The organism is Bacillus sp. SSR7, assembly GCF_055902415.1.
In genome coordinates, this window is sequence record NZ_JBVVXV010000001.1 from 561,789 (window position 1) to 582,988 (window position 21,200).

A 21,200-nucleotide genomic window follows, 5' to 3' on the forward strand; every position below is an offset into this window, starting at 1 on the left:
TTTTTTTCATACTAGTTAACATAAACATAACTTTTACTTTCTAGAAATGTAGCAACTCCATCCTCATCGTTACTTTTAGCAATAAATTTAGCGACTGCTTTTAATTCCTCAACAGCGTTACTCATCGCTACACCAACCCCACACTTCTCTATCATTTCCATATCATTGTAGTCATCTCCAAAGGCAATAACTTCAGATACGTCTCGATTTAAGTGTTGTAGAACATATTGAATACTATTCCATTTTGAAACTTCTGCATGCATAATTTGACACAATGTCCCGTCATCTGTAATGACTGCCTTGCATTCATCAGGCAATTCTTTAATAAATTTCTGGTTTATTGAGCCTTTAGTACAAATAATCGCTTTAGAAGCTTTTTCAAATTCTAAATCTCTTACATCCATAATTTCACATGGTATATTACCAAAATAATAAGTAACATCAAAATTTGAATACAACTTATCACCTATTTCAAGGCAAATCTCATGAAGATTATACTTGTTTGCTATTTCTATGATTTCTAAAATGTTATTTTTAGAAATCTTCATTTCATATAAAATATCATTCCCTTTAAGAACTAGAGCCCCGTTATAACAAATGATAATCTCACTCTTTAACACGTCGGGAATATACTGTTTTATAGCTCTTGGCGGCCTTGCCGTAGCAAAAATTAATTCGTCCCCATTATTTTTACATTCCCTTAAAATATTAATAGATTTCTCTGAAATTGTTTTGTCACTTCTTAATAAAGTTCCATCAAGATCTGAAATAATAATCTTTTTCATACTTAGCTTTATTCTCCTTTCACAAATAATAACTCGAAATATTGATTATTTGTTGAATCAACAGAGCATCTGCCTATAGTTAATCTCAACTTTCTTTTTGTCTCAATTTAATTCCAAGTATTATTTCCATTTGCTACATATTTTCTATTTCCTGAAGCATATACATATTTCCTTATATTGTATTCCTTTTCTTTTATAATTGAAAGATTATTCTGTCAAAAACACTATCCTTTCCAAATATTAATTCCACTCAAAGCATTTCATTTTAATTTTATAAAAATAAATGATAGCCTTATATTTAAAGGAGATGAATAAATATGAGTTTATTGTATAGTGGTTTAACTTTTTTAAACTTTGATGATACGTATTTATTACAAAATAAACTACATTCTTATTCACATGAAGATATTGATTTTACTCATTTAGAACACTCAAATCTATATTGCGAAAACACTTCTTTAATGCATATCAAAAGGGCATTAAATCGTAGAAAGAATAAAGGAATTACTTTTATAGGTTCTGGAAATTATCATTATGTATCTTATTTATTATTAGAAGAAATAAACAAGCCTTTTACCCTTATACTATTTGATCATCATACTGATATGAACTTAAAGGGAGCGAATGAACAAACTCTTATTTCCTGTGGATCTTGGGTATCATTTTCTCTTCGAAATAATGATAATTTAAAGAAGGTAATCATTATTGGGCCTTCTTCTCTTACAATTCATTCTAATGATTGTCCATACGTAGAAATTTTTCCAATTGATATATCATATGAAGTATCCATACATACAATACTTTCACATATTCATACAGAAACAATATATGTAAGCATTGATAAAGATGTTTTAGATCCAAAAGTTACTATTACCAATTGGGATCAAGGGCATATGAAACTATCTAGACTTTTACAATTTATTCATTCTCTTATTATGAATAAATCTATCTATGGTATTGATATTTGCGGTGAACTCCCAGTTTATCCTTCTCAACTTTTCTTACCTAAATATAAAAATGCTATTCAGAAAAATGAACAAGCAAACTTACGAATTTTAAAAACAATCTATGAAACGAACTTACATATTCAATATGCATAAAAAGAACGAATACCTTATAAGGCACTCGTTCTTTTTACGCGCGATTTTCTTTTAACCACTTCGTAATCGCATCTAACCTCGAAACATCAAAACGACTCTCTTCACACACATGTAAACTGTTTAAGTTATTTACAATTTCTAGTTCATTCGTTTTTACACTTTTCGCTTCAATTATTTTGCAGTACCCGTCTGTAACGGTATTTAAATTTTCATAAAAACGTTGAAACGATTTTGATATATGTAAATGCTTTTCAAAATTTCTTCTTCTTTTTGTCTCATCAGATTTTTTCCGTTTTCTAAGTTCTTCATCATTCGTATATAAATAAAAATATTGATCAGGAAAACCAATTTCCCTATGTATCAGCTTTTCCTTATAAAAGTCTTCTATTAAAGATAATGGCTGATCAAATATTTCAAAGTGGAAACACCAATTATAGCTAAGCGGCTGATAAATATCTCCATCAAGTATTACTAATTCATATTGCTCTGACTTCTGCACTGCTATTTTCCAGCGCTCTACTTGTTTTTCAAAATACCATGTTCTATGTTCATTTTTTGGTCTTTCAAATAAAAAATTCACTTCAGGTATAATATAAGCTCCATATTTCTTTTCTAACTCACGACACGTTGTGCTCTTACCAACCGCACTTGCTCCCTCAAACGCTATAATCCCCATAGTTTCTCCCTCTTTCATTAACTAAAATCTCGTTGTTTCGCTTTTCTCCCCCATAACTGTTTCCATAAAACAATTGAAGCGATAGAGAGCATTATTGTTGTAATAATACTCCCTTCAATTCCGAACGAGCCTCCATGAAGGAATTCCGATCCACTTGTTACAGGTTTAAAAAGTGGTGTAGAATACATTGTCATTCCACTAACTGCAAAACCAAATACGTTATATTGTGCCCAATTCCAAATGGAATGCCATGCGCATATCCCCCAAAGACTACTGTCTTTCAAAACGTAAAAAGCGGCAAACACACCAACTAATATTATATTCGATATTGAAAGAATTGTAATACCTGGATTTAGTAAATGAAGAAAACCAAATAAAAATGAAGTTACAACAATACCGACCCATATACGGCCTCTAACAGAAAGAGCTGGAAATAACCAACCTCGAACAACAATTTCTTCTGTTGCACCTTGTATTAAAAAAGCAACTAAAGATCCCACAATTCCAAGTATAGCGGTTGGTGTAATATGTTGCATTTGTAGTTGTACATTTCCGGTTAATAAAAGTAGCATGACTGGTATTGAAATAAAAACAAAACCTATTAATGCACCTCTTAAATATTTTCTTATCCACTGATTTCTCCAAAATCCAATAGATGAAATTGATCTTTTCTCTACAAATCTAATCCATAAAAAAACAAAAAATATAGCTCCGCCAAACGTCAATATCATTTCAATATCACTATAAATTGCTTTCATTAAAAGCGTTTCTGCTTTCGGTAAAAACAACATAAATAACATGAACAATTCACCCAAAGTTAAAAATACAATTGCAAGTATAACAGCAAATACTGGATGAACTTTTCTTCTTCCCTCTTTGGCTGCTTCAATTATTTTAAATTGATTAGACTGCAATATTCTCGCCTCCTTAACAAATACATCAACACTATTCTTATACTATATATCGATTCAATAATACAAATTTTCAATAAAAATGTTCTTAGTTTAGCATAAACCAAAATTAGGAATAATATATAAATAAAAGAGATGTTTTTGTGTCTTTTACCATCCTATTTCACACTGGTATTACCAGCACTTGCTATTTCCCACCATTTGTTGTAAGATAGTAATTAAGGTCAATTTAACAGTATATTTTCTTTGCATATTATCAAGTATCAATCAGGAACATTTTATATTCCTTATGGGTTTTTGATAATATGTGAAATTTTATTTTTCATTCAAATAAGGCCGAACATATTGTAATCTTTTTAATTTTTAGGAGGCATTACCATGACATTAACAGGTAAAGTAAAATGGTTTAACAGCGAAAAAGGTTTCGGTTTCATCGAAGTTGAAGGTGGTAACGACGTATTCGTTCACTTCTCAGCTATCACTGGCGACGGCTTCAAATCTCTTGACGAAGGTCAAGAAGTTAGCTTCGAAGTTGAAGACGGTAACCGTGGACCTCAAGCTAAAAACGTTGTAAAGCTATAATTCAAACAATAAAAAGGTTGTTACCAGCACGGTTAACAACCTTTTTAATATATAACTAAAATTTTTTACATAAAAGGAGTGGTTACATGTATCGCAATCGAAAGAACGATGTAGCAGAAGTACCACCAGAACAAACCCCTGTCTGGGAATGTGAAGCAGAGGATTGTTTAGGATGGATGAGAAAGAACTTTTCATTTGAAGAAGAGCCTAAATGCCCTTTATGTAAAAGTAGCATGAAAAGCGGAGAACGTTTATTACCTAAGTTAGGTTAATTTATAATAAAAAACCCCTCTTAAATAAGAGGGGTTTTTTATTATAAATTTATATGTTCAACATCCGTTCGAACTATAGAATACAATAGTGCATCATGTTGCTTATTTCCTTGATGAATATATCCACGTAATAATCCTTCTTTGTGAAAACCTATTTTAGATAACATTTTACAAGAAGTAACATTTTCAGGATATGTAATAGCACCAATTCTAAATAAGCCTAAATCTTGAAATCCATAATGAATAATTTCCCTGGCTGCTTCTGACGCATAACCATTCCCCCAATAACGAGGATGTAAGTCATATCCAATTTCAGATCGTTTACTCCATAATTGTAAATTATTTAATCCAATTGTACCTATTAAAGCATTTGTTTCTTTTAATACTATCCCCCATCGTATTGCCTTTTTCTCAAAATAATTTTTTGAAAAAGATTCAATCATACGTGAAGCTTGTCCAAACTCCGTAAAAGAATTCATACCGTAAAAACACGTTACCTCATCCAATGAAAAGATTTCAAATATTTTTTGACAATAAGATTGTTCTATTTCAACTAAACGCAAACGTTCTGTTTCTAATATAGGAAATGCCATAGGATCACTCCTTTCTTTCTACTTATTCATTATAGCAGAAAACATATTTATAATTAGGAAAGTCCTCAATGTCCCATTAATCAAATATTTCAAGAGTAGCCTACCCTCTTAATTCAATACGAACTAAGAGTAACCCTTCTTGCATTTACATAATGACAAAAAATAAAGAGATGATCATCGTACACTGATCATCTCTTTATTCCATACTCACTTTTCCCTTCTAAAACAACACCCTACTCCATACATATATGGTAAAATATAGTTGATGTAAAATTTGTTATGGAGGTGTATATTTTCTATGTATATATTCATCGGTTTATCCCTCTTACTCATATTACTCATATTTTTATTTGCAAAAAAGTTCACTCCAAATTCATTCATGATGACTAGTTTTAAAGGCAATAGCTTTAAGACATTTTCAATCAGCATTTTAATCGCCGCTACTCTTTCTCTTTCATATGGAATCTATCACGCAGCAACATATCAACCTAAACATTTAGACATCACATTACAAAATCAAAACTTTACGGTTTTCGGTAACGTTGGAGAACTTGGATATTTCTCAGAAGAATTACTAAAAAAAGATACAGAAGTTAAGCTACATTTTGCCTCTTGGAAACCAATGCAATTAATTAATCCAGAAATAATAGTAAACTATCCTTCCGGTAAACAGGAAACATGGAAACCGAACATAACATTACTTCCTGCCAATAAATTAAAAGAGAAACACGGAATAAAAGAGCTTTACCAACTCTCATCATATTCATTTAAAGAATCCGGTAACATAACATTAACGATTACTGAGAATCATACAACTAATAAAAAGATTTCCATTCAAGTAAAATAAATAAAATGTCCCTCCAGCATAACGGAGGGACATTTTATTTATATGCTATATTAATTTGACGGTTCATTTAATGTTGCAATGATTTCATTTGCAGTGTTCTTTCCATTTCCTATACACGCACCAATACCGACACCGTAATAGGAAGCGCCAGCTAAGTATACATTAGGATATAGATCCTTCATTTTTTCTTGTAATGTTTGAACTGCTTGATTATGTTCTAAATGATATTTCGGCATTAAATCTTTCCAATTTGTCACTTCAACTACTTCTGGTTCACCTTTAATTCCGAGACTCTTTTCAATATCATATAAAGCGACTCGCACTAGTTCTTCTTCATTATAATTTTTAATCGTTTCATATACTGGATTCGTACTCTTATAAAACATTCTCACTAATAGCTTTTGTTTTCCAGATGTATGTTTCCATTTCCGGCTTGTCCATGTACAAGCATCACAATGTAAATCACTGTTTTCCGTTACGATAAATCCTGTGCCGTCCGCTGGTAATTGTTCATCTAGTATATCAAATCCTAAGTAAATACTTATAAGAGATGAATTTTTAAATGTATGAAACTGCTCGTTTAACTCATTAGACTGTAATAAAGTTTCTGCGATATCATGCGGAGCTGCTAAAACAACATAATCAGCTTGGATTGATTCTTGATTTGCAAAGGAGATTTCATAGCGATTACCTTGTTTACTTACAGCTGTCGTTACAACACCCTTCTTAACAACCGTCTCAGTCAGCACTTCTTCTAAACGATTAATAATCGTAGATAATCCACCTTTAAATGATACGAACTTTTTATTTCCTGCTGATTGAAACTGTTTTTTATTCTCTTCAAAACCTTTAATAATACTACCATATTTATTTTTATAATCCAGTAAATACGGTAGTGTAGACGCCATAGTAAGCTCATTCAATTTTCCGGAATATACACCTGAAAGTACCGGAGCAATTTGTCTTTCTACTAACTCTTTCCCTAAAAAGCTTTCTAAAAATACAGCAAGAGAAGTATCCTTCGTAAACTCTTTATTTTTCGTTATGAAATCTTTTAAAGCAACAATTTTCCCTTTCGTTGATACTAGCGTACTGCTAAACAACGACTCGACACTCATCGGTATCCCAAATATAGTGTCAGAAGGAATTGGACGTAAAATATTATCAGAATATATGTAAGAAATACCCGTTTCATTATATACCATTTCTTCTTCTAAATTTAAATCTTTTATAAGCGGCATGACATGTTCATTACGAGCAACGATAGAATCTGCTCCGGATTCCATAATAAAATCCTTTTCTTCTACACTATGGATTTTCCCACCTAAGTACTCTTCTTTTTCTACAAGGATTAAATTTAAATCTATATTATAATCCTTTTTTAATTTTTCTAAATAAAACATAGTAGAAAGTCCCGTTATACCTCCACCGATGACAACAACTGTTTTCATATGTATTGCGCTCCTAACCGATACAATTAATAATTCCTTTATTATTATACCCAAAAGTCCTTATATTCGACTAGCAACTTGCGCGTTCTGTAAGAAATTAGACAATATATTCGAATAAATTTTTGGTTGATCACTATGCACTAAATGACCAGCAAACGGAATAACGGCAATATGAATATTTTTGTTTAATTGTTTGAACGTTGTAGCAGCTGTAACTTCATCTTCTGAATCTCCCCCAACAATACAAAGTGTAGGTATTTGAAGATTCGCTACTTCACCAGTTTCATCGTAAGGGTACCAATCTTTAACTTGCCACGATTCAAGCAATGCTTTCCAATCACTTTTTTCATGAATTTGATTCATATACGTTACAACTTCTTCATTTTTCATCAATTGCTGATGACACTTCGCTTCATACTCCAATGACTCTTCCCAATTATCCCTCTTAACTGGAAATATACCTGAAAAAGTTAATGTTCTCACCTTCTCTGGATACTTTTTTGCAAATAATAAAGCAACTAACCCTCCTAGTGAAACACCAGCTATATGACATCTATCAATTTGTAAATGCTCTAACGTATCACGCAAATCCTTAACAGAACGTAGGAAATAATTCTCCAATGTCCCCCCTGATCTTCCATGCCCTCTTAAATCAGGGCGAATGACTTGATAATTTTGTTCTCGAAAAAATGCTACCTGCTCTTCATATTCTGCTAAACCTGTCATACCACCAGAATGTAAAAGTACGATCGGTTCCCCCTCACCTGAAATGTGCGTATATAATATCATTGTTCCCCCGCCTCCAAAACAGAATATTCCATTAATTATTAGTATATAGAATTTACATTTGAATTTCCAAATAAAAAAGAACTATAACATTTTCACATCATGTCATAGTTCTTCCTATTTTAAAAACATAAAGTAATTAATCAATTTGTCTATTTCTTGACTTAATGCTAATACTTTTTCATGTTGAATTCCGTAATCCGATACTAAATATAAAAGTTCTTCTTTCTTTATTTCAATTACTTTTTCCAATTTCACTAATTCCATGTCGTTTTACTTCTCTCTCCAATACTAAAATGTATGTATTTTAGTATAGCCTATTTACATAATTAGTAAAAGCAAAATACGGATGTAAAATCTTACATATTTGAAAAAATAATATACTACTAACAAAAAAAGAAACTAGATTAAGCCGCCTTTTAAAATACTTTTGTTTTCCATTTTCTTTCTCACCTAGTTAAAATCACTATATTTTCATCCTAAAGATGGTGTCAGTACAAATAAAATGTGATTCGATTCATCACTTTTATTCAAAAACCGATGCTTCACATTCGGTGGAATACGTACAACATCGCCTTCTTCTAAAAAATATTCTTTTCCCTCCAATTCCACATACACTTCCCCTTTCATAATAACAGCAATCTCTTCCTTATCTTCATGGGAATAATGGCTTTCTGTTGTATTTGCTTGTTTATTTAAATCCATCATTAACATTTCAATACGTGCTTTCATAAAATCAGGTGTTAATACATCATATACAATGTGATCATTGTTTTCCCGATATACTTTTTTTCGATCTTTTTTCTTAGAAATGAGCGAATCTGTATCAATATCGTTAATAAAAAGTGTAAACAGCGGTACATTCAATGCTTTTGCAATTAACTCCAAAACATTTAAAGAAGGATTAGCATATCCTCTTTCAATTTGGCTAATTAGTGATGTACTAATCCCTGCATAATCAGCGAATTCACGAATTGTCATATTATTTTTCTTACGATAACTTAATACTGTTTGTCCAAGCCTATCATGTATCATAGTAAAACTTCCTTCCGTCCATCATAATGCATATTTCATTGTCTTTGTGCTTACATACTAAACAAAGGCAAATAATCCTTTCCTATTATCTCCGGGACTTATATACTTACCCTTGTACATTATATCGTATTAAGTTTATTATAATAAACATTCTATCGGAGGGACAAACTTTGAAATCACCTATTCTTTCATATTTCATCTTATTTTTTGGTGTATTCGCCTTATCAACTTCAGCAATTTTTGTAAAATTGGCAGATGCTCCTGCGACAATCATTGCTTTTTACCGATTATTCTTTGCCACACTAATTCTGTTACCGTTATTACTATTTAATAAAAATAATCGAAATGAGCTAAAAACTTTAACGAAAAAACAATGGACATTTGGATTCATATCTGGGCTATTTTTAGCTGCACATTATGTACTATGGTTTGAATCATTACAATTTACTTCTGTAGCAAGCTCTACAGTTATCGTAACGTTACAACCTTTGTTCTCAATGATTGGTGGTTATTTTTTATTTAAGGAAAGATTTACGAAAGGAGCGGTTATTGGTTGCCTCATCGCTATTTCAGGTAGTATCATCATTGGCTGGCAAGATTTCCAAATTAGTGGAGAAGCTTTATATGGAGATATTTTAGCAATTATCGCTGCCGGTATTATTACTGCTTATTTTTTCATTAGCCAACACGTTCGTAAAGATTTGTCACTTATACCATATTCGGTAATTAGTTATGGAAGTAGTGCTGGCTTTCTTGGCATATTTGCTTTCACACAACAAGAATCTTTCATCCATTACTCTACACAAACTTGGTTGTGCTTTATTGGATTAGCTTTCATTGCTACAATTTTAGGACAAACCATTTTTAATTGGTTGTTAAAATGGATGAGTGCTACTGTAATCTCCATGAGCATTTTAGGAGAAACGATTGGGACTTGTATACTAGCGTACTTTATATTAAATGAGACTATTTCTTTACAACAAGGACTAGGTATTTCAGTTATTTTTATTGGTTTAGCATTATTTTTATTACAAGCAAATTCTAATAAAAAAGCATGACATTATACTGTCATGCTTTCACTATGCATTATGTACGATTAAACCGTCAGGTCTAAAACGACTCATCATAATTTCATTAATAAACTTTCCGTGAGCTTTCAAATTCCCTATCTTTACTCCCTCTTCTACAAATCCGAATTTTTCATATAAAGATTTCGCTTTCGGATTCGTTTCTAAAACACCTAGTTCTACTCTCTCTAGCATTAACCAATTATCAGCCAAATCAAGCATTTTTGTAAGAAGAGCTTTTCCAATGCCTTTATTATGATATTCACTATCCACCCCGATAAACAAGTCACCCGAATGAGATCTACGTCCTGGACTTTGGGTTAATCCAACAAATCCTACAACTTCCCCATCATACTCTGCAACAAATTCAAATTGATTTGAAGCTAAATTTCGAATTCTATTTTCCATCGCATCTACACGCATGCTAGGTAAGAAAACCATATAAGGTAAAACGTCATCTTGTATGCATATACGGTGAATCGCTCTAGCATCTTGTATTTCTACTGCTCTTACTTTGATCGCCATATTTTCTCTCCTCCATATTCATAAAAATATATTCATATATTCTACCTTCCTGCATGAAACCCCTTCTCTCCTGGATTTCTTTATGTTATTTTTACATAATTATTCCGGAATAATATTAGATTTACAAACTTCTTATCTACAATTAAGGGTTAACTTTTCACTTTATTATATAACGCAAGCAGTTTTTCAATTGGAATACCATTTATTTTCATACCGGTTATATCACAATTTTCTATTTCAATATTTTTCAAATTACTATTATGTATTACAGTACCTTCCAAATCACAATTATCGAATAAAATAGATTCCTTCTCATCTCCAAGACTTGTATTTTTGAATTGCACTCCACCTAATGTCACCAAATTAAATTTACTACCGGAAAGATTTAAATCTGCAAATAAAGATCTTTTAAAATTTATATTTCTAAACTTAGATTGACTTACATTACAATTACTCATATTTATATGCATTATATTACTACCAACAAATGCACTGTTTTTTAAATTCACTTGATAATACTCTGTATTTGCTAAGTTACAGTTTTCATATTGGCTATTTTTTATATTTTTATTTTTTATTAGGTTTTCTTCAGCTGACTCTACAGTGATTCTTTTTACATAACAATACTCATCATCAGATTTAAAAGTTATTTCATAGCCCATTTTTTTATAAAAATGATGATTATTAAGTTGTCTACTTGATGTTTCAAGATCCCAAATCCTTATGCTTGGATATTCCTCTTCTATTAATTTAATAACATTTGATCCAATTCCTTTCCCTTGATAAACAGGCTCTACAAAAATACGATCAATTCGGCCATATGACTTACCTGAGATCGTAACTATAATTCCCCCAATTATTTTCCCATCCAACATCACTTTGAAAGAATCCAACTCATCAATCGAATATCTCATCATTTCAACTGAAGAATACCCTGGTGGTTGGATGTTATAGTCAATAACATCACCTTGACCACATAACCATCGTTTTGCTTCTTCATCAAATGTTCTTGTCATTATTTCTGTTAACTTTTCTGCATCTAAAATTGTAGCTTTTTCTATAGATATTATTGTCATCTTTGTTTTCCCCTTTATCGTTACAAGCAAATAACCTTTGCGAACGAAATAATTATCAATTCACTTTTGGTTTTAAAGTTTTTCCCATTATTATATATGGAACATCATTTGTACTTGGATGAAATGGCTCTAATATATTTACCCACTCTAATCTTTCATATAACGAACGCGCTTTTTCATTGTTTATTTGTGTTGTTAAAACACTCGTTCTATTTGAAATTCCTTTTAGTAATTTATTATGTAATTTTGTTCAAAGACCTTCATTTTGATATTGTGGATGAACTGCTAACTCTACAAATTCAAAACAATCTTGTAACCACTCTTCTACTTGCTCTAAATTTAACGCTTCTCTCATTAATCGATTATAGTACTGTCCTTCTAATGAGCGATAACCATAAGTAAAACCAACCACTTCATTTTCATCATTTATTGCTACTATACCTTTAAAATCTGCATATTCTACATGTCTTTTCATTCGCTCAATCATCTCATTGAAATTTGTTTTTTCAAATGCTTTACAATACAGTTTTGCCATATTCTCAATTAGGATCTCTTCTTTTTCAATACTTACGAATTTCACTTTACTACCCCCTATTAAATCATTTTAAATTTTAGATGATTGAAAATAAAAAAAATTAAAACAATCCCTCTCTTTACTATTAAACTATAAATAAACCTATATTTTCCACTGTTGCTTAGTATTAATGAATAAAAGAAGAGACCATGCAATATAAACATGGTCTCTTCTTTTATTCATTTTCAATTGCACATAATTAAAAATTAGATATTACTTAAGCCACTCGTTGCAAGTATTACTTAACTCCTGTAAATCCTCTATAAATCGACTCGCATGATATCCATCACAAACCGAATGATGAACTTGTAATGAAACTGGTAGCATTAGGTGGAATATTTTCTTTCGTGAAAAGACCATGAACACTAGCATAGTTTCTCATATCGTCTTCATAATTTTTATAGAAGATGTGGAAATCACTTGAATAATCCGTACATATACTTGAAAAAGACTTATCATCTTTATGAAAGATTGTATAACTCGGTATCATTTCCTCCCAATAGCCCAAAACTCCTTCTTCATTAAAACATGTTCGAAATTCTTTTATGTTTATTTATTATTCTCGAAATTATATAAATAAAAGTCGGATAAAATTTAATTCCCTTTTGATGTACTTTCTCTATCAGAAGCGTAATATCAACATTCACTGTCATACTAAACGTACATTTTAATTCTAAATAATGTTCAAAATACTGCTCTCTATTCCAATTTTCTCTATCAATTACGTGAAACGTCATTTTAATAGCCTCCTAAAATTTTCTTTTTATTTTAGAAGGCTAATTTCCTTGCTTTCACCATAATTGTTCACTCCTAACAGTTTACATTTCACCCTAATTGTTTATTTAATTATATTACATCTATAAGAATCCATTCACATATTTCTGGAAAGCCATCCACATACTATAAATAAATCAAATGAAATTTGGAGGATTCATACATGAATAACAAAAATGTAAATAAAAAAGAAAATGTTATCGAAAACGCTACACCTATTCAAAATAATAATACTGCAAATCTTACTATCGAAGAACAAGCAATGAACGGCTTATATGGAATGCCAGAAACCGATATTGAAGATGCTGATCATACTGCATCTGACGATTTAACTTCAAAAAATGAATTACATTGAAAAAAGCCAAGGAAAATATCCTTGGCTTTTCCAACTAGGCATCCACTTTTTGTATCTCTTCATTCTTTCTTGAAAGTTTCCCTGGCCAAAAAGCAAAGCGACCTAAAACGACTGTGATTGCCGGTACAAGTAGTGGTCTTACAATGAACGTATCTAGTAATACACCAATTGCTGTTACGATACCAAATTGAACAAGCACTTGAATTGGAAGTGTTCCTAACACAGCAAAAGTTCCAGCTAAAATTAAACCTGCTGATGTAATGACACTACCTGTTTGTATAACGCCATTTTTTACTGCATCCAAATGATTTTGTGTCTTTCTGTTTTTCCATATTTTTGAAACCATAAAGATATTATAATCTTCACCTAAAGCAACTAAAAATACGAATGCGTATAACGGTATCGCACCTTGAATGGCCGGCGCTCCCATACCATAATGAAGTAATAGCCACCCTGCTCCTAATGCAGAGAAAAATGATAATACAACAGTTACAATTAAATAAATCATCGCAACAATTGATCGTAAGTAAACAAGTAATAATAAAGCTATAATACTAATCATTACTGGAATAATAACTGCTTCATCACGTTCCGTAATTTGCTTAGTATCATATAATGAAGCTGTTTCTCCGCCAATCCATAGTTGATCTTCTGCATTACTAATCCCAGCATCTTTTAATACTTTTTCTACACTGTTTTTCAATTTAGGGATTTGATCTAACGCTTCAATGGAGTATGGATTTTCAGCTAAAGAAACCTCATACATTTGTATTTGCTTATTTTCTTTCCCCTCTTTTGGATCTTTCACTGTTTTTACGAAAGAAAACTTCTCGAGTTCTTGTTTAATAGGAAGATCTTTTCCTTTCGTATCAACAACAACTTTTACTGGCGCTAGTTCACCAGCTGAAAAATGATCACTAATTAACGTAAATCCTTCGCGTGAAGGCATATCCTTTGGAAACGATTCTAATAGGTCATATGTGTATTGAATACGTGGTACAAATGAAGCCAATCCACCTAATACAAATACAGTGAGCATAATTATTGTCCACGGTCTTCGTACTACTACATCTCCAAGTTTTTTACTAAAGGCGCCTTTTGATTTTTTTACTTTTACTACTTTCTTTTTCCTTCTTGCTAATTCCTCATCCATCGAAGTTGTTCTCGGTATAAATGGGAAGAATGCAGCTCTACCGAAAATTAATAATAACGCTGGTAAAATTGTTAAAGCAGCGATTCCCATAATGAATACAGCAACACTAAATGGTACTGCAAATCGATGAAAGGCACCATACTGAGCAAGTAATAATGTTCCTAATCCAAGTACAACAGTTAACGCACTCATTATTATTGCCCCGCCAGAAGCTTTAATTGCAAGTTGCAATGCCTTATATTTACTTTCTTCTTCTAGCAAGTATTCTCGATATCTCGAAATTAAAAATAGACAATAATCCGTCCCAGCACCAAACAATAGTACAGTCATAATTGATATCGCCTGTGCATCTACTTTAATCCATCCGTGATCAGCTAAAAAACCGAGTGTAGGACTAATAATACCATATGCAAAGCCAACAACAAGTAAAGGTAAAATTGCTAAAATTGGTGAACGGTACAGTAAAATTAATAAAACCAATACGAGTAATACAGTAGCAATTAATAATTTCACATCTGCTTGACTAAATAAACTAACTGCATCCGTTTGAATACCTACTGGTCCAGATAATCGAACATGTAATCCAGAATCACTTATTTTTTGTTTAAATGGATCTTCATCGACCCTACTATTCACTAGCTTTCTTAAATCTTCAAGATTTCCTTTTAATATATCTGTTCCAGCCGACTTGTTGAAGAATACTGGTGTAACAAATGATGTACCATCTTTTGATGCACTTTTTGATAATACTTGTTCCGGGATTGTATCAAATGGTGGTAATGTTGATTGCTCCTTTAAAGGACTAGCTTTTAACTCTTTATAAACGTCTTGTATGAGTTTATAATCCTGCGACTGTAATCCACCATCCCTATACCATACTACTAACAAAGGATTCCCCGCATTATTCGGAAACTCTTTTTTCAAAAGTGCTTCCGCTTGCTGCGACATAGCTGTTTCGGGTAAATTTTTCGGGTTCGGTTCTTTCGTACTATTTACTTGTGGTAACGTAAATGAAAGTAATAATGTAATAAGAATCCATACCGATAAAGTGATCCATTGCGTATTTTTCCCTGCTACAAGCCTCCCTAACATATGTAACGGGTGCTTTTTCATAAAAAACCCACCTTCCTTTTTTCCTCCACTATTAATTATATATACTGGTTGGTTAATTAATCAAGAATGAATAAAAATTATGTTATAATTATCTCAATCATACATGTCAGGAGCGAATAGATTTGGAACAAAAACAACGTCCTCTCGGAAGGCCTCGTCAAAATAAAAATACAAAATCTACAAAAGAAACCATTTTAGAAGTGGCAACTCGGTTATTTCTTACTCAAAATTATCAAGTCGTTTCCATGGATGAAGTCGCAAAAGTTTGTGGTGTTACGAAAGCAACCGTCTACTATTACTATTCAACAAAAGCAGATTTATTTACCGCTACCATGATTCAAATGATGGTACGTATACGCGAGAATATGTCTCAAATCCTTTCTACAAATAAGACTTTAAAAGAAAGATTATTGGACTTCGCTAAAGTATACTTACACGCAACGATGGATATTGATATGAAGAATTTTATGAAAGATGCAAAACTATCTTTATCTGAAGAACAATTAAAACAATTAAAACATGCTGAAGACAACATGTATGAAGTATTAGAAAAAGCACTCGATAATGCAATGCAACTTGGAGAAATACCGAAAAGAAATGCTAAATTCACTGCTCATGCATTCGTATCTTTATTATCAATTGGAAATTTTAAAGATGAAAATGACAATCCTATTATTGTAAATATAGATGAATTAGCAGAAGAAATCGTTTCGTTTTATTGGAACGGTCTAGTTCACTAATATTAAACTGCTTTCCTTTAATAAAAGGGCATGTTTGAATTTTTTCAAACATGCTTTTTTATCATTTAAGTGTTTTATTTATATGTCAACAATTAGACTACACTTTAGCATCTATTATCAAACAAATATTATCTTCAACTTTTACAAATTTTTAAGTTGAATCTTTATATTCTCCTTTCTAATACCGCTATCGTTTAATATGTTTTGTCATCCCAATCGAGAATGCCTCAAATCCTATAGATTCATAGTAAGATTGTAACGATTCTACACAGATAAGTTGAGGAATAACTTTTCTTTGTTCACACCGCTGGATTAACCGCCCTACCATTTTAGATTGATACTCTGGCAACACGCAAACACCACAAATAACGCCTGTTATTACACCATCTGATATAATACGCCCCATTCCTACTAACTTTTTATCATCAAATACATAAATTGCATACCAACTTTGTTTACACATTTGTTCTAATTCATTCACTGTTAATTTAAGAGAATTCCATCCTAAAGATTCATATAAATCTAATAATTCAGTAAAATTTGTAGGATGTTCACTTGTATAGTGTATACTATTTTTCATGTAAACACTCCCTTATTCTATATTTTGTTAATATTCAGTAAAATTCCTCTTATGAAAATTGCGATTGGCGTGAAAATAACTAGAACAAACTTCAATAAGAAAGATAGAATTCCTTCTCAACATATAGTGAAACTTTAATCAACCCTCAACAATCGGACTTTTACGGGCAGCCCCACCCCCACCTAACTTCTTTGCTTTCGCTGAATTTTGAGGGGGTTCTTACTGCCCATTAAAGCGTGATAAAATAAAAAGAAGTTATCTCACTAGAGATAACTTCTTTTATATAAGACTCTCATTATATTATTAACCAAAAATTATACAACTGCATACGATTAGCACAAACAAAACCAATAAACCATTTGAGAAATAACCCATTGAATACTACCCCTTTATTAAATTATGTAAAAGATTTTATCATAAAATGATTTACAACATAATAACTGAAAAAGACATTGGATTCATTAGTTATATGTATTTAGTAATATTTTGTTTCCGTTCATATTCTCCTCCCCTAAAAGCATCCCTTATGCTCTTTTATTTTAATTCATTTAGTTTCAAAAACAAAAATAGTAAAAAAAAATTTACTATTTTTAATTAAAACATTTGATTAGCAATAAAAATAGTAATAAAATATTTACTAAACGCATAAAGGAAGTGAAACAATGACCCAAAATGAATTATTAAATGAATACATGAATTTATTATTAAATATGTCGGGTACTTTCAAATTACTATCGGAGAAATCCTCTGAATTTACACATTTAGAGCAACACGTAGTAGAGTATATCGCCCAGCAAAAGGTGCCTGTAAATTTAAAAATGATTGCTAGTTATTTAAACATACCTAAACAGCAATTAAGCGTAACAGTACGTAACTTAGAACAAAACGGATACATTGTAAAAAAGCAAGATACGGTGGACAAAAGAGCTATATTAATCTCTCTGACAGAAAAAGCTGAAAAAGTACATTATGAGAGATGGAAACAAATATATAATAATTTCACTCACAATCTTGAAAACCTAAGTGAAGAAGATCAACGGGATTTAACTTACGGATTGTATAAAACAAATAAAATGCTCTCAAAAATGTTAAATAACGATTAAAAATATAAATAATTTTTTATTACACGGAGGCTGTTTCATGGTTAAAGAAATAGATATACATTCAGTACAAGGTACGATGCTTATTCCGTTATGGGGACGTGCGTATGGCAGTGAGAACAATAAAGATATTTTAGATGATACGGAGGCAATTCGAATTATTAAAGAGTGTAATTTTGACTTCTCAACAATAGCAAATACATTTGGTGAATACGGATGTATTACTTACATTACCCGTGCACGAAAAATTGACGATATGATAAAACAATTCATAACAAAACACCCTAATGCTACTATAATAAATATCGGTTCCGGACTAGACACTACTTTTTCTAGAATTGATAACGGAACGATACATTGGTATAATCTTGATTTGCCCGATGCAATTTCCTTTCGCAAAACTTTAATTGAAGATACATCGAGGAATACTAGTATAGCTAAATCATTTTTTGATACTTCTTGGTTTGATGATATAAAGTATGATCCAAATGACGGCATTCTTTTCATATCAGCAGGTGTATTTTATTACTTTAAAGAAGAAGATTTAAAAAAGATCATAGTCGCTATGTCAAAACGATTCCCTGGAGGCGAGTTATATTTTGACGCTGAATCAAAATTCGCACTGAATCTTTCAAATGCTACAGTAAAAAAATCTGGTAATAATGGCGCTCTAATGTATTTTTATATAAATAATCCAAAGACATTAGAAAAATGGTCTTCAAACATAACAGTATTAAGCTGCTCTCCTTTCTTTAAAGATATACCTACAAATAAAGATTGGGATGGTAGTACGCGTATAATGATGAGAATTGTAAACTTAATAAAGATGTTGAAGTTTGTTCATTTGCGGTTTAAGAAGTAATATATTAACACTTTATATAGTCAACTCCCCACTTAGTATCTCTTAACGAACTGAATTGAGTGGGGGATTTTCTCAGTTCAAAGCTCCTTATAACTACCAACGAAGTTGTCATAGAAAAGCTGCGCTAATTTTCTCTGTAACATGTTCCGCCAACTTCATCGCTTCTAACTAAAATATCTTTGCATTATGGTACACACACATACACCACTACTCCTTGTTTTTTATTGTACAAAAACTAGAAGGCTTCCCCCCCTCTCTTTTCATCCCTTACATAAAAATCAGCACTACATATTTCCATTCTAAAGGGGTTTTTTGATTATAGGATGTAAAATCAAAAAAGATTAATATATGATAAACTAGATATGAAAACTTTACACTTTACTTTCAACAATAAGGAGGCCTGATCATGAAGGCGAATCTAGAAACAATAAAAGAACACTTAAACAGTGAGGAAGATATTCTTTCTACACTCTACTGCGTAATACATTTTGGTTATATGAGCAGATCTGGTATTTTAGCTGCTACAAATAAAAAATTATTGTTCTGCTCTGATGCCATGTTTGGAAAAGGACTGAAATGGGAATTCGAATACACTGAAATAGAAGATTTCGGTCATACGGATGGAGTTGTATTAGAGATGTCTGCGATCCCCTTTATCAAAAAAATAACTATGAACTATGGAGACGATTTTATTGTATTTGACAATTTTTCAAGCCCTCAAAACGTACAATCCTTTTTTGATTTGGTTCAATCCAAACAATAATCCTATCAATGCACATATTCTTACATATATTATATTCCTTGGCACGGTATAGCTTATAGAAATGTAAAAAGAAGGTTGCATTTGCAACCCTCTTTTTACATACCACAGAGTAAATTAGTATTATTTAATTTTTATAATCGAATAATAGGAATCGATTTACACTACTTTTACAACTTTATTCTTCAAAACAATCTTTCCAAATAAAAAACGAACAAGCGGCCCCATAATAATTAATTGCAATGGATACGCCATAATGAAGTTTTTAATAAAAATTGAAAAATACATTGAAACGAATGAATCGCCATGTAGTCCATTATGTAAATACATCATAGCCATTCCGTAAAAAGACATAAAGAATACCATTCCAATGACCATAAGTGTCGCCATCGTAATAATAATATTTACTTTTTTTGACTTATCAAACGGTAACGCGAATACTATTTTTTTCGCACAAGGTCCAACGATACATATTTCAATTAATAGTGCAATAATGAATCCAATTAATAGTTCTAACGCAATCTCCTTAATATGAAGTAGCCCCCCTGCTCCGTTCAGTAATAAGTTATAAAACGTCATTACAATAACCATCCCAAAGCACATCATCATACCAAATTGGAGGTTTTCTTTTCTTGTAGTTGGCAAAATTCATCATCCTTTCTCTTTGAGTCTTTGTCATTATATCGATATTGGAAACCCCTTCGTAAGTGAACATTTTGTGAACAAATTTTAAACGCTTTCATATTTTTCTTTACTTTCATCTCAACTTCTCACTTTTACTTATAAAGGTTTTATATATTTCAATGTTGAATTACTACATTTAAACATTACTACTAGGAGGAAAACCATGAATGAACAAGGATTTTTCGTATATCATATCGTAACAAGGAAAAAAATGAAGATCGGACAAATCATTCAATTTAATAAAAATCAAACGAATACGCTATTCCACTTCTTTTTTGAAAGAAAACATTTAAATTCTAGTGGTAAAGATTCTATGCAAATTTTAAAAGAGCATTATACAAATGAAGAATTACATATAAAGAATGAAAATGCTACAGTAGTTATGAATTACATGGATCAAACAAGTAGAGCCATTAGAGAAACGATTGTGGAAATGGTTAGACTGCAAGAATATCCTAATTATCCGTCAAGATTGTCTTGTTTATATGCTGCTAAAAACTATGAAGATGCTTTAAAATGGAAAACATTATTTGATTCTTACAATCGAGAAGTTTTGCAGATTGTTAAACTACGAGTAATCGGAAATTCTTTTGAAGGTGACGGGAATCTTTTACCGAAAGAAGATGCTATTCCTTTTTCTCAAAAAATGGAACAAGCTAGAGAATATTGGAAAGGAAATGTGCATAACGAACTCCCTGAGCTACTCATTAATGGCGAAATTGAAGTGGTCGAAATTATTGATGACTTTTCCTCAATTCATGTTTAATTTCTAACTAAATCAAAAAGGATGGAGATTACA

General features: G+C 31.4%; 24 protein-coding genes and 2 pseudogenes. 11 read left to right on the forward strand and 15 right to left on the reverse strand.

Going from position 1 to position 21,200, the window contains the following annotated elements:
* Positions 1–11: 11 nt before the first annotated feature.
* Positions 12–785, reverse strand: coding sequence for a Cof-type HAD-IIB family hydrolase (locus AC0NJG_RS02775; RefSeq protein WP_088309528.1), 774 nt, complete (start codon positions 783–785; stop codon positions 12–14).
* A 317-nt stretch (positions 786–1,102) separates the two neighbouring features.
* Between AC0NJG_RS02775 and AC0NJG_RS02780 the strand changes: the two genes are divergently transcribed.
* Positions 1,103–1,885 carry an arginase family protein gene (locus AC0NJG_RS02780; RefSeq protein ID WP_087952511.1) on the forward strand — a complete coding sequence of 261 codons (783 nt, stop codon included), beginning with the start codon at positions 1,103–1,105 and terminating at the stop codon, positions 1,883–1,885.
* A 34-nt stretch (positions 1,886–1,919) separates the two neighbouring features.
* On the opposite strand, the gene AC0NJG_RS02785 is transcribed toward AC0NJG_RS02780, so the two are convergent.
* Together AC0NJG_RS02785 and AC0NJG_RS02790 are read right to left on the reverse strand one after the other, a co-directional pair.
* A complete protein-coding gene (locus AC0NJG_RS02785; RefSeq protein WP_140421329.1) occupies positions 1,920–2,579 on the reverse strand; it encodes a nucleoside/nucleotide kinase family protein in 660 nt (219 codons plus the stop codon).
* Positions 2,579–3,475, reverse strand: a complete 897-nt coding sequence (locus AC0NJG_RS02790) for a CPBP family intramembrane glutamic endopeptidase (protein WP_087952509.1) — start codon at positions 3,473–3,475, stop codon at positions 2,579–2,581. The genes AC0NJG_RS02785 and AC0NJG_RS02790 overlap by 1 nt, the downstream gene beginning before the upstream one ends.
* Positions 3,476–3,850: 375 nt before the next feature.
* Here AC0NJG_RS02790 and cspD point away from each other — a divergent pair, with 375 nt between their 5' ends.
* Both cspD and AC0NJG_RS02800 read left to right on the forward strand, forming a co-directional pair.
* Positions 3,851–4,054, forward strand: coding sequence for a cold-shock protein CspD (gene cspD, locus AC0NJG_RS02795; protein ID WP_000176368.1), 204 nt, complete (start codon positions 3,851–3,853; stop codon positions 4,052–4,054).
* Positions 4,055–4,140: 86 nt separating this feature from the next.
* Positions 4,141–4,326, forward strand: coding sequence for a cold-shock protein (locus AC0NJG_RS02800; protein ID WP_000286198.1), 186 nt, complete (start codon positions 4,141–4,143; stop codon positions 4,324–4,326).
* 41 nt (positions 4,327–4,367) lie between these two features.
* Here the strand turns inward: AC0NJG_RS02800 and AC0NJG_RS02805 are convergent, their stop codons facing one another.
* A complete protein-coding gene (locus AC0NJG_RS02805; protein ID WP_000885371.1) occupies positions 4,368–4,919 on the reverse strand; it encodes a GNAT family N-acetyltransferase in 552 nt (183 codons plus the stop codon).
* 298 nt (positions 4,920–5,217) lie between these two features.
* Here AC0NJG_RS02805 and AC0NJG_RS02810 point away from each other — a divergent pair, with 298 nt between their 5' ends.
* On the forward strand, positions 5,218–5,766 hold the full coding sequence (locus tag AC0NJG_RS02810) for a hypothetical protein (RefSeq protein WP_087952507.1): 549 nt from the start codon (positions 5,218–5,220) through the stop codon (positions 5,764–5,766).
* A gap of 50 nt (positions 5,767–5,816) precedes the next feature.
* Here AC0NJG_RS02810 and AC0NJG_RS02815 read toward each other — a convergent pair whose 3' ends face one another.
* From AC0NJG_RS02815 to AC0NJG_RS02830, 4 genes are all read right to left on the reverse strand, one after another.
* Positions 5,817–7,217 (reverse strand): protoporphyrinogen oxidase, encoded by a 1,401-nt coding sequence (locus AC0NJG_RS02815; RefSeq protein WP_087952505.1) that lies wholly within the window; start codon positions 7,215–7,217, stop codon positions 5,817–5,819.
* A gap of 60 nt (positions 7,218–7,277) precedes the next feature.
* Positions 7,278–8,006: an alpha/beta fold hydrolase gene (locus AC0NJG_RS02820; RefSeq protein ID WP_087952503.1), complete on the reverse strand. Its 729-nt coding sequence runs from the start codon at positions 8,004–8,006 to the stop codon at positions 7,278–7,280.
* Between the two features lie 114 nt (positions 8,007–8,120).
* Positions 8,121–8,270 (reverse strand): aspartyl-phosphate phosphatase Spo0E family protein, encoded by a 150-nt coding sequence (locus AC0NJG_RS02825; protein ID WP_000424361.1) that lies wholly within the window; start codon positions 8,268–8,270, stop codon positions 8,121–8,123.
* A gap of 207 nt (positions 8,271–8,477) precedes the next feature.
* Positions 8,478–9,038, reverse strand: a complete 561-nt coding sequence (locus AC0NJG_RS02830; protein WP_087952502.1) for a helix-turn-helix domain-containing protein — start codon at positions 9,036–9,038, stop codon at positions 8,478–8,480.
* A gap of 170 nt (positions 9,039–9,208) precedes the next feature.
* Here AC0NJG_RS02830 and AC0NJG_RS02835 point away from each other — a divergent pair, with 170 nt between their 5' ends.
* Positions 9,209–10,096, forward strand: a complete 888-nt coding sequence (locus AC0NJG_RS02835; protein WP_087952501.1) for a DMT family transporter — start codon at positions 9,209–9,211, stop codon at positions 10,094–10,096.
* Positions 10,097–10,117: 21 nt separating this feature from the next.
* On the opposite strand, the gene AC0NJG_RS02840 is transcribed toward AC0NJG_RS02835, so the two are convergent.
* The 4 genes and pseudogenes from AC0NJG_RS02840 to AC0NJG_RS02855 form a co-directional block, all read right to left on the reverse strand.
* A complete protein-coding gene (locus tag AC0NJG_RS02840; RefSeq protein ID WP_000985869.1) occupies positions 10,118–10,630 on the reverse strand; it encodes a GNAT family N-acetyltransferase in 513 nt (170 codons plus the stop codon).
* Positions 10,631–10,779: 149 nt separating this feature from the next.
* Positions 10,780–11,724, reverse strand: coding sequence for a GNAT family N-acetyltransferase (locus tag AC0NJG_RS02845; protein WP_140168732.1), 945 nt, complete (start codon positions 11,722–11,724; stop codon positions 10,780–10,782).
* A 37-nt stretch (positions 11,725–11,761) separates the two neighbouring features.
* Positions 11,762–12,286 (reverse strand): annotated as a pseudogene (locus AC0NJG_RS02850) (GNAT family N-acetyltransferase).
* Positions 12,287–12,493: 207 nt separating this feature from the next.
* Positions 12,494–13,017 (reverse strand): annotated as a pseudogene (locus AC0NJG_RS02855) (CatA-like O-acetyltransferase).
* 200 nt (positions 13,018–13,217) lie between these two features.
* On the opposite strand from AC0NJG_RS02855, the gene AC0NJG_RS02860 reads away from it, so the two are divergent.
* Positions 13,218–13,409: a DUF4021 domain-containing protein gene (locus AC0NJG_RS02860; protein WP_061182460.1), complete on the forward strand. Its 192-nt coding sequence runs from the start codon at positions 13,218–13,220 to the stop codon at positions 13,407–13,409.
* Positions 13,410–13,443: 34 nt separating this feature from the next.
* On the opposite strand, the gene AC0NJG_RS02865 is transcribed toward AC0NJG_RS02860, so the two are convergent.
* A complete protein-coding gene (locus AC0NJG_RS02865) occupies positions 13,444–15,675 on the reverse strand; it encodes an MMPL family transporter (protein WP_173601470.1) in 2,232 nt (743 codons plus the stop codon).
* A 116-nt stretch (positions 15,676–15,791) separates the two neighbouring features.
* Between AC0NJG_RS02865 and AC0NJG_RS02870 the strand changes: the two genes are divergently transcribed.
* Positions 15,792–16,415, forward strand: coding sequence for a TetR/AcrR family transcriptional regulator (locus AC0NJG_RS02870; RefSeq protein WP_080444053.1), 624 nt, complete (start codon positions 15,792–15,794; stop codon positions 16,413–16,415).
* 187 nt (positions 16,416–16,602) lie between these two features.
* Here the strand turns inward: AC0NJG_RS02870 and AC0NJG_RS02875 are convergent, their stop codons facing one another.
* Entirely contained in the window at positions 16,603–16,995 is a 393-nt protein-coding gene (locus AC0NJG_RS02875; protein ID WP_061182463.1) for a GNAT family N-acetyltransferase, read from the reverse strand.
* A 662-nt stretch (positions 16,996–17,657) separates the two neighbouring features.
* Between AC0NJG_RS02875 and AC0NJG_RS02880 the strand changes: the two genes are divergently transcribed.
* The 3 genes from AC0NJG_RS02880 (at position 17,658) to AC0NJG_RS02890 (ending at position 19,720) form a co-directional block, all read left to right on the forward strand.
* Positions 17,658–18,098: a MarR family winged helix-turn-helix transcriptional regulator gene (locus AC0NJG_RS02880; RefSeq protein WP_016717462.1), complete on the forward strand. Its 441-nt coding sequence runs from the start codon at positions 17,658–17,660 to the stop codon at positions 18,096–18,098.
* A 37-nt stretch (positions 18,099–18,135) separates the two neighbouring features.
* Positions 18,136–18,957 carry a class I SAM-dependent methyltransferase gene (locus tag AC0NJG_RS02885; protein ID WP_073530890.1) on the forward strand — a complete coding sequence of 274 codons (822 nt, stop codon included), beginning with the start codon at positions 18,136–18,138 and terminating at the stop codon, positions 18,955–18,957.
* Between the two features lie 406 nt (positions 18,958–19,363).
* Complete coding sequence (locus tag AC0NJG_RS02890) at positions 19,364–19,720, forward strand: PH domain-containing protein (protein WP_016717460.1); 357 nt, start codon at positions 19,364–19,366, stop codon at positions 19,718–19,720.
* 156 nt (positions 19,721–19,876) lie between these two features.
* Here the strand turns inward: AC0NJG_RS02890 and AC0NJG_RS02895 are convergent, their stop codons facing one another.
* Complete coding sequence (locus AC0NJG_RS02895) at positions 19,877–20,362, reverse strand: DUF2798 domain-containing protein (protein ID WP_016717459.1); 486 nt, start codon at positions 20,360–20,362, stop codon at positions 19,877–19,879.
* A 202-nt stretch (positions 20,363–20,564) separates the two neighbouring features.
* Here AC0NJG_RS02895 and AC0NJG_RS02900 point away from each other — a divergent pair, with 202 nt between their 5' ends.
* Positions 20,565–21,167 (forward strand): DUF2441 domain-containing protein, encoded by a 603-nt coding sequence (locus AC0NJG_RS02900; protein ID WP_087996768.1) that lies wholly within the window; start codon positions 20,565–20,567, stop codon positions 21,165–21,167.
* Positions 21,168–21,200: the final 33 nt, after the last annotated feature.

Coding starts and splice junctions, on each gene's coding strand:
- AC0NJG_RS02775 (WP_088309528.1), bottom strand. CDS start 785: ATGAAAAAGATTATTATTTCAGATCTTGATGGAACTTTATTAAGAAGT.
- AC0NJG_RS02780 (WP_087952511.1), top strand. CDS start 1,103: ATGAGTTTATTGTATAGTGGTTTAACTTTTTTAAACTTTGATGATACG.
- AC0NJG_RS02785 (WP_140421329.1), bottom strand. CDS start 2,579: ATGAAAGAGGGAGAAACTATGGGGATTATAGCGTTTGAGGGAGCAAGT.
- cspD (WP_000176368.1), top strand. CDS start 3,851: ATGACATTAACAGGTAAAGTAAAATGGTTTAACAGCGAAAAAGGTTTC.
- AC0NJG_RS02800 (WP_000286198.1), top strand. CDS start 4,141: ATGTATCGCAATCGAAAGAACGATGTAGCAGAAGTACCACCAGAACAA.
- AC0NJG_RS02805 (WP_000885371.1), bottom strand. CDS start 4,919: ATGGCATTTCCTATATTAGAAACAGAACGTTTGCGTTTAGTTGAAATA.
- AC0NJG_RS02810 (WP_087952507.1), top strand. CDS start 5,218: ATGTATATATTCATCGGTTTATCCCTCTTACTCATATTACTCATATTT.
- AC0NJG_RS02815 (WP_087952505.1), bottom strand. CDS start 7,217: ATGAAAACAGTTGTTGTCATCGGTGGAGGTATAACGGGACTTTCTACT.
- AC0NJG_RS02820 (WP_087952503.1), bottom strand. CDS start 8,006: ATGATATTATATACGCACATTTCAGGTGAGGGGGAACCGATCGTACTT.
- AC0NJG_RS02825 (WP_000424361.1), bottom strand. CDS start 8,270: ATGGAATTAGTGAAATTGGAAAAAGTAATTGAAATAAAGAAAGAAGAA.
- AC0NJG_RS02830 (WP_087952502.1), bottom strand. CDS start 9,038: ATGATACATGATAGGCTTGGACAAACAGTATTAAGTTATCGTAAGAAA.
- AC0NJG_RS02840 (WP_000985869.1), bottom strand. CDS start 10,630: ATGGCGATCAAAGTAAGAGCAGTAGAAATACAAGATGCTAGAGCGATT.
- AC0NJG_RS02860 (WP_061182460.1), top strand. CDS start 13,218: ATGAATAACAAAAATGTAAATAAAAAAGAAAATGTTATCGAAAACGCT.
- AC0NJG_RS02865 (WP_173601470.1), bottom strand. CDS start 15,675: ATGAAAAAGCACCCGTTACATATGTTAGGGAGGCTTGTAGCAGGGAAA.
- AC0NJG_RS02875 (WP_061182463.1), bottom strand. CDS start 16,995: ATGAAAAATAGTATACACTATACAAGTGAACATCCTACAAATTTTACT.
- AC0NJG_RS02880 (WP_016717462.1), top strand. CDS start 17,658: ATGACCCAAAATGAATTATTAAATGAATACATGAATTTATTATTAAAT.
- AC0NJG_RS02885 (WP_073530890.1), top strand. CDS start 18,136: ATGGTTAAAGAAATAGATATACATTCAGTACAAGGTACGATGCTTATT.
- AC0NJG_RS02890 (WP_016717460.1), top strand. CDS start 19,364: ATGAAGGCGAATCTAGAAACAATAAAAGAACACTTAAACAGTGAGGAA.
- AC0NJG_RS02900 (WP_087996768.1), top strand. CDS start 20,565: ATGAATGAACAAGGATTTTTCGTATATCATATCGTAACAAGGAAAAAA.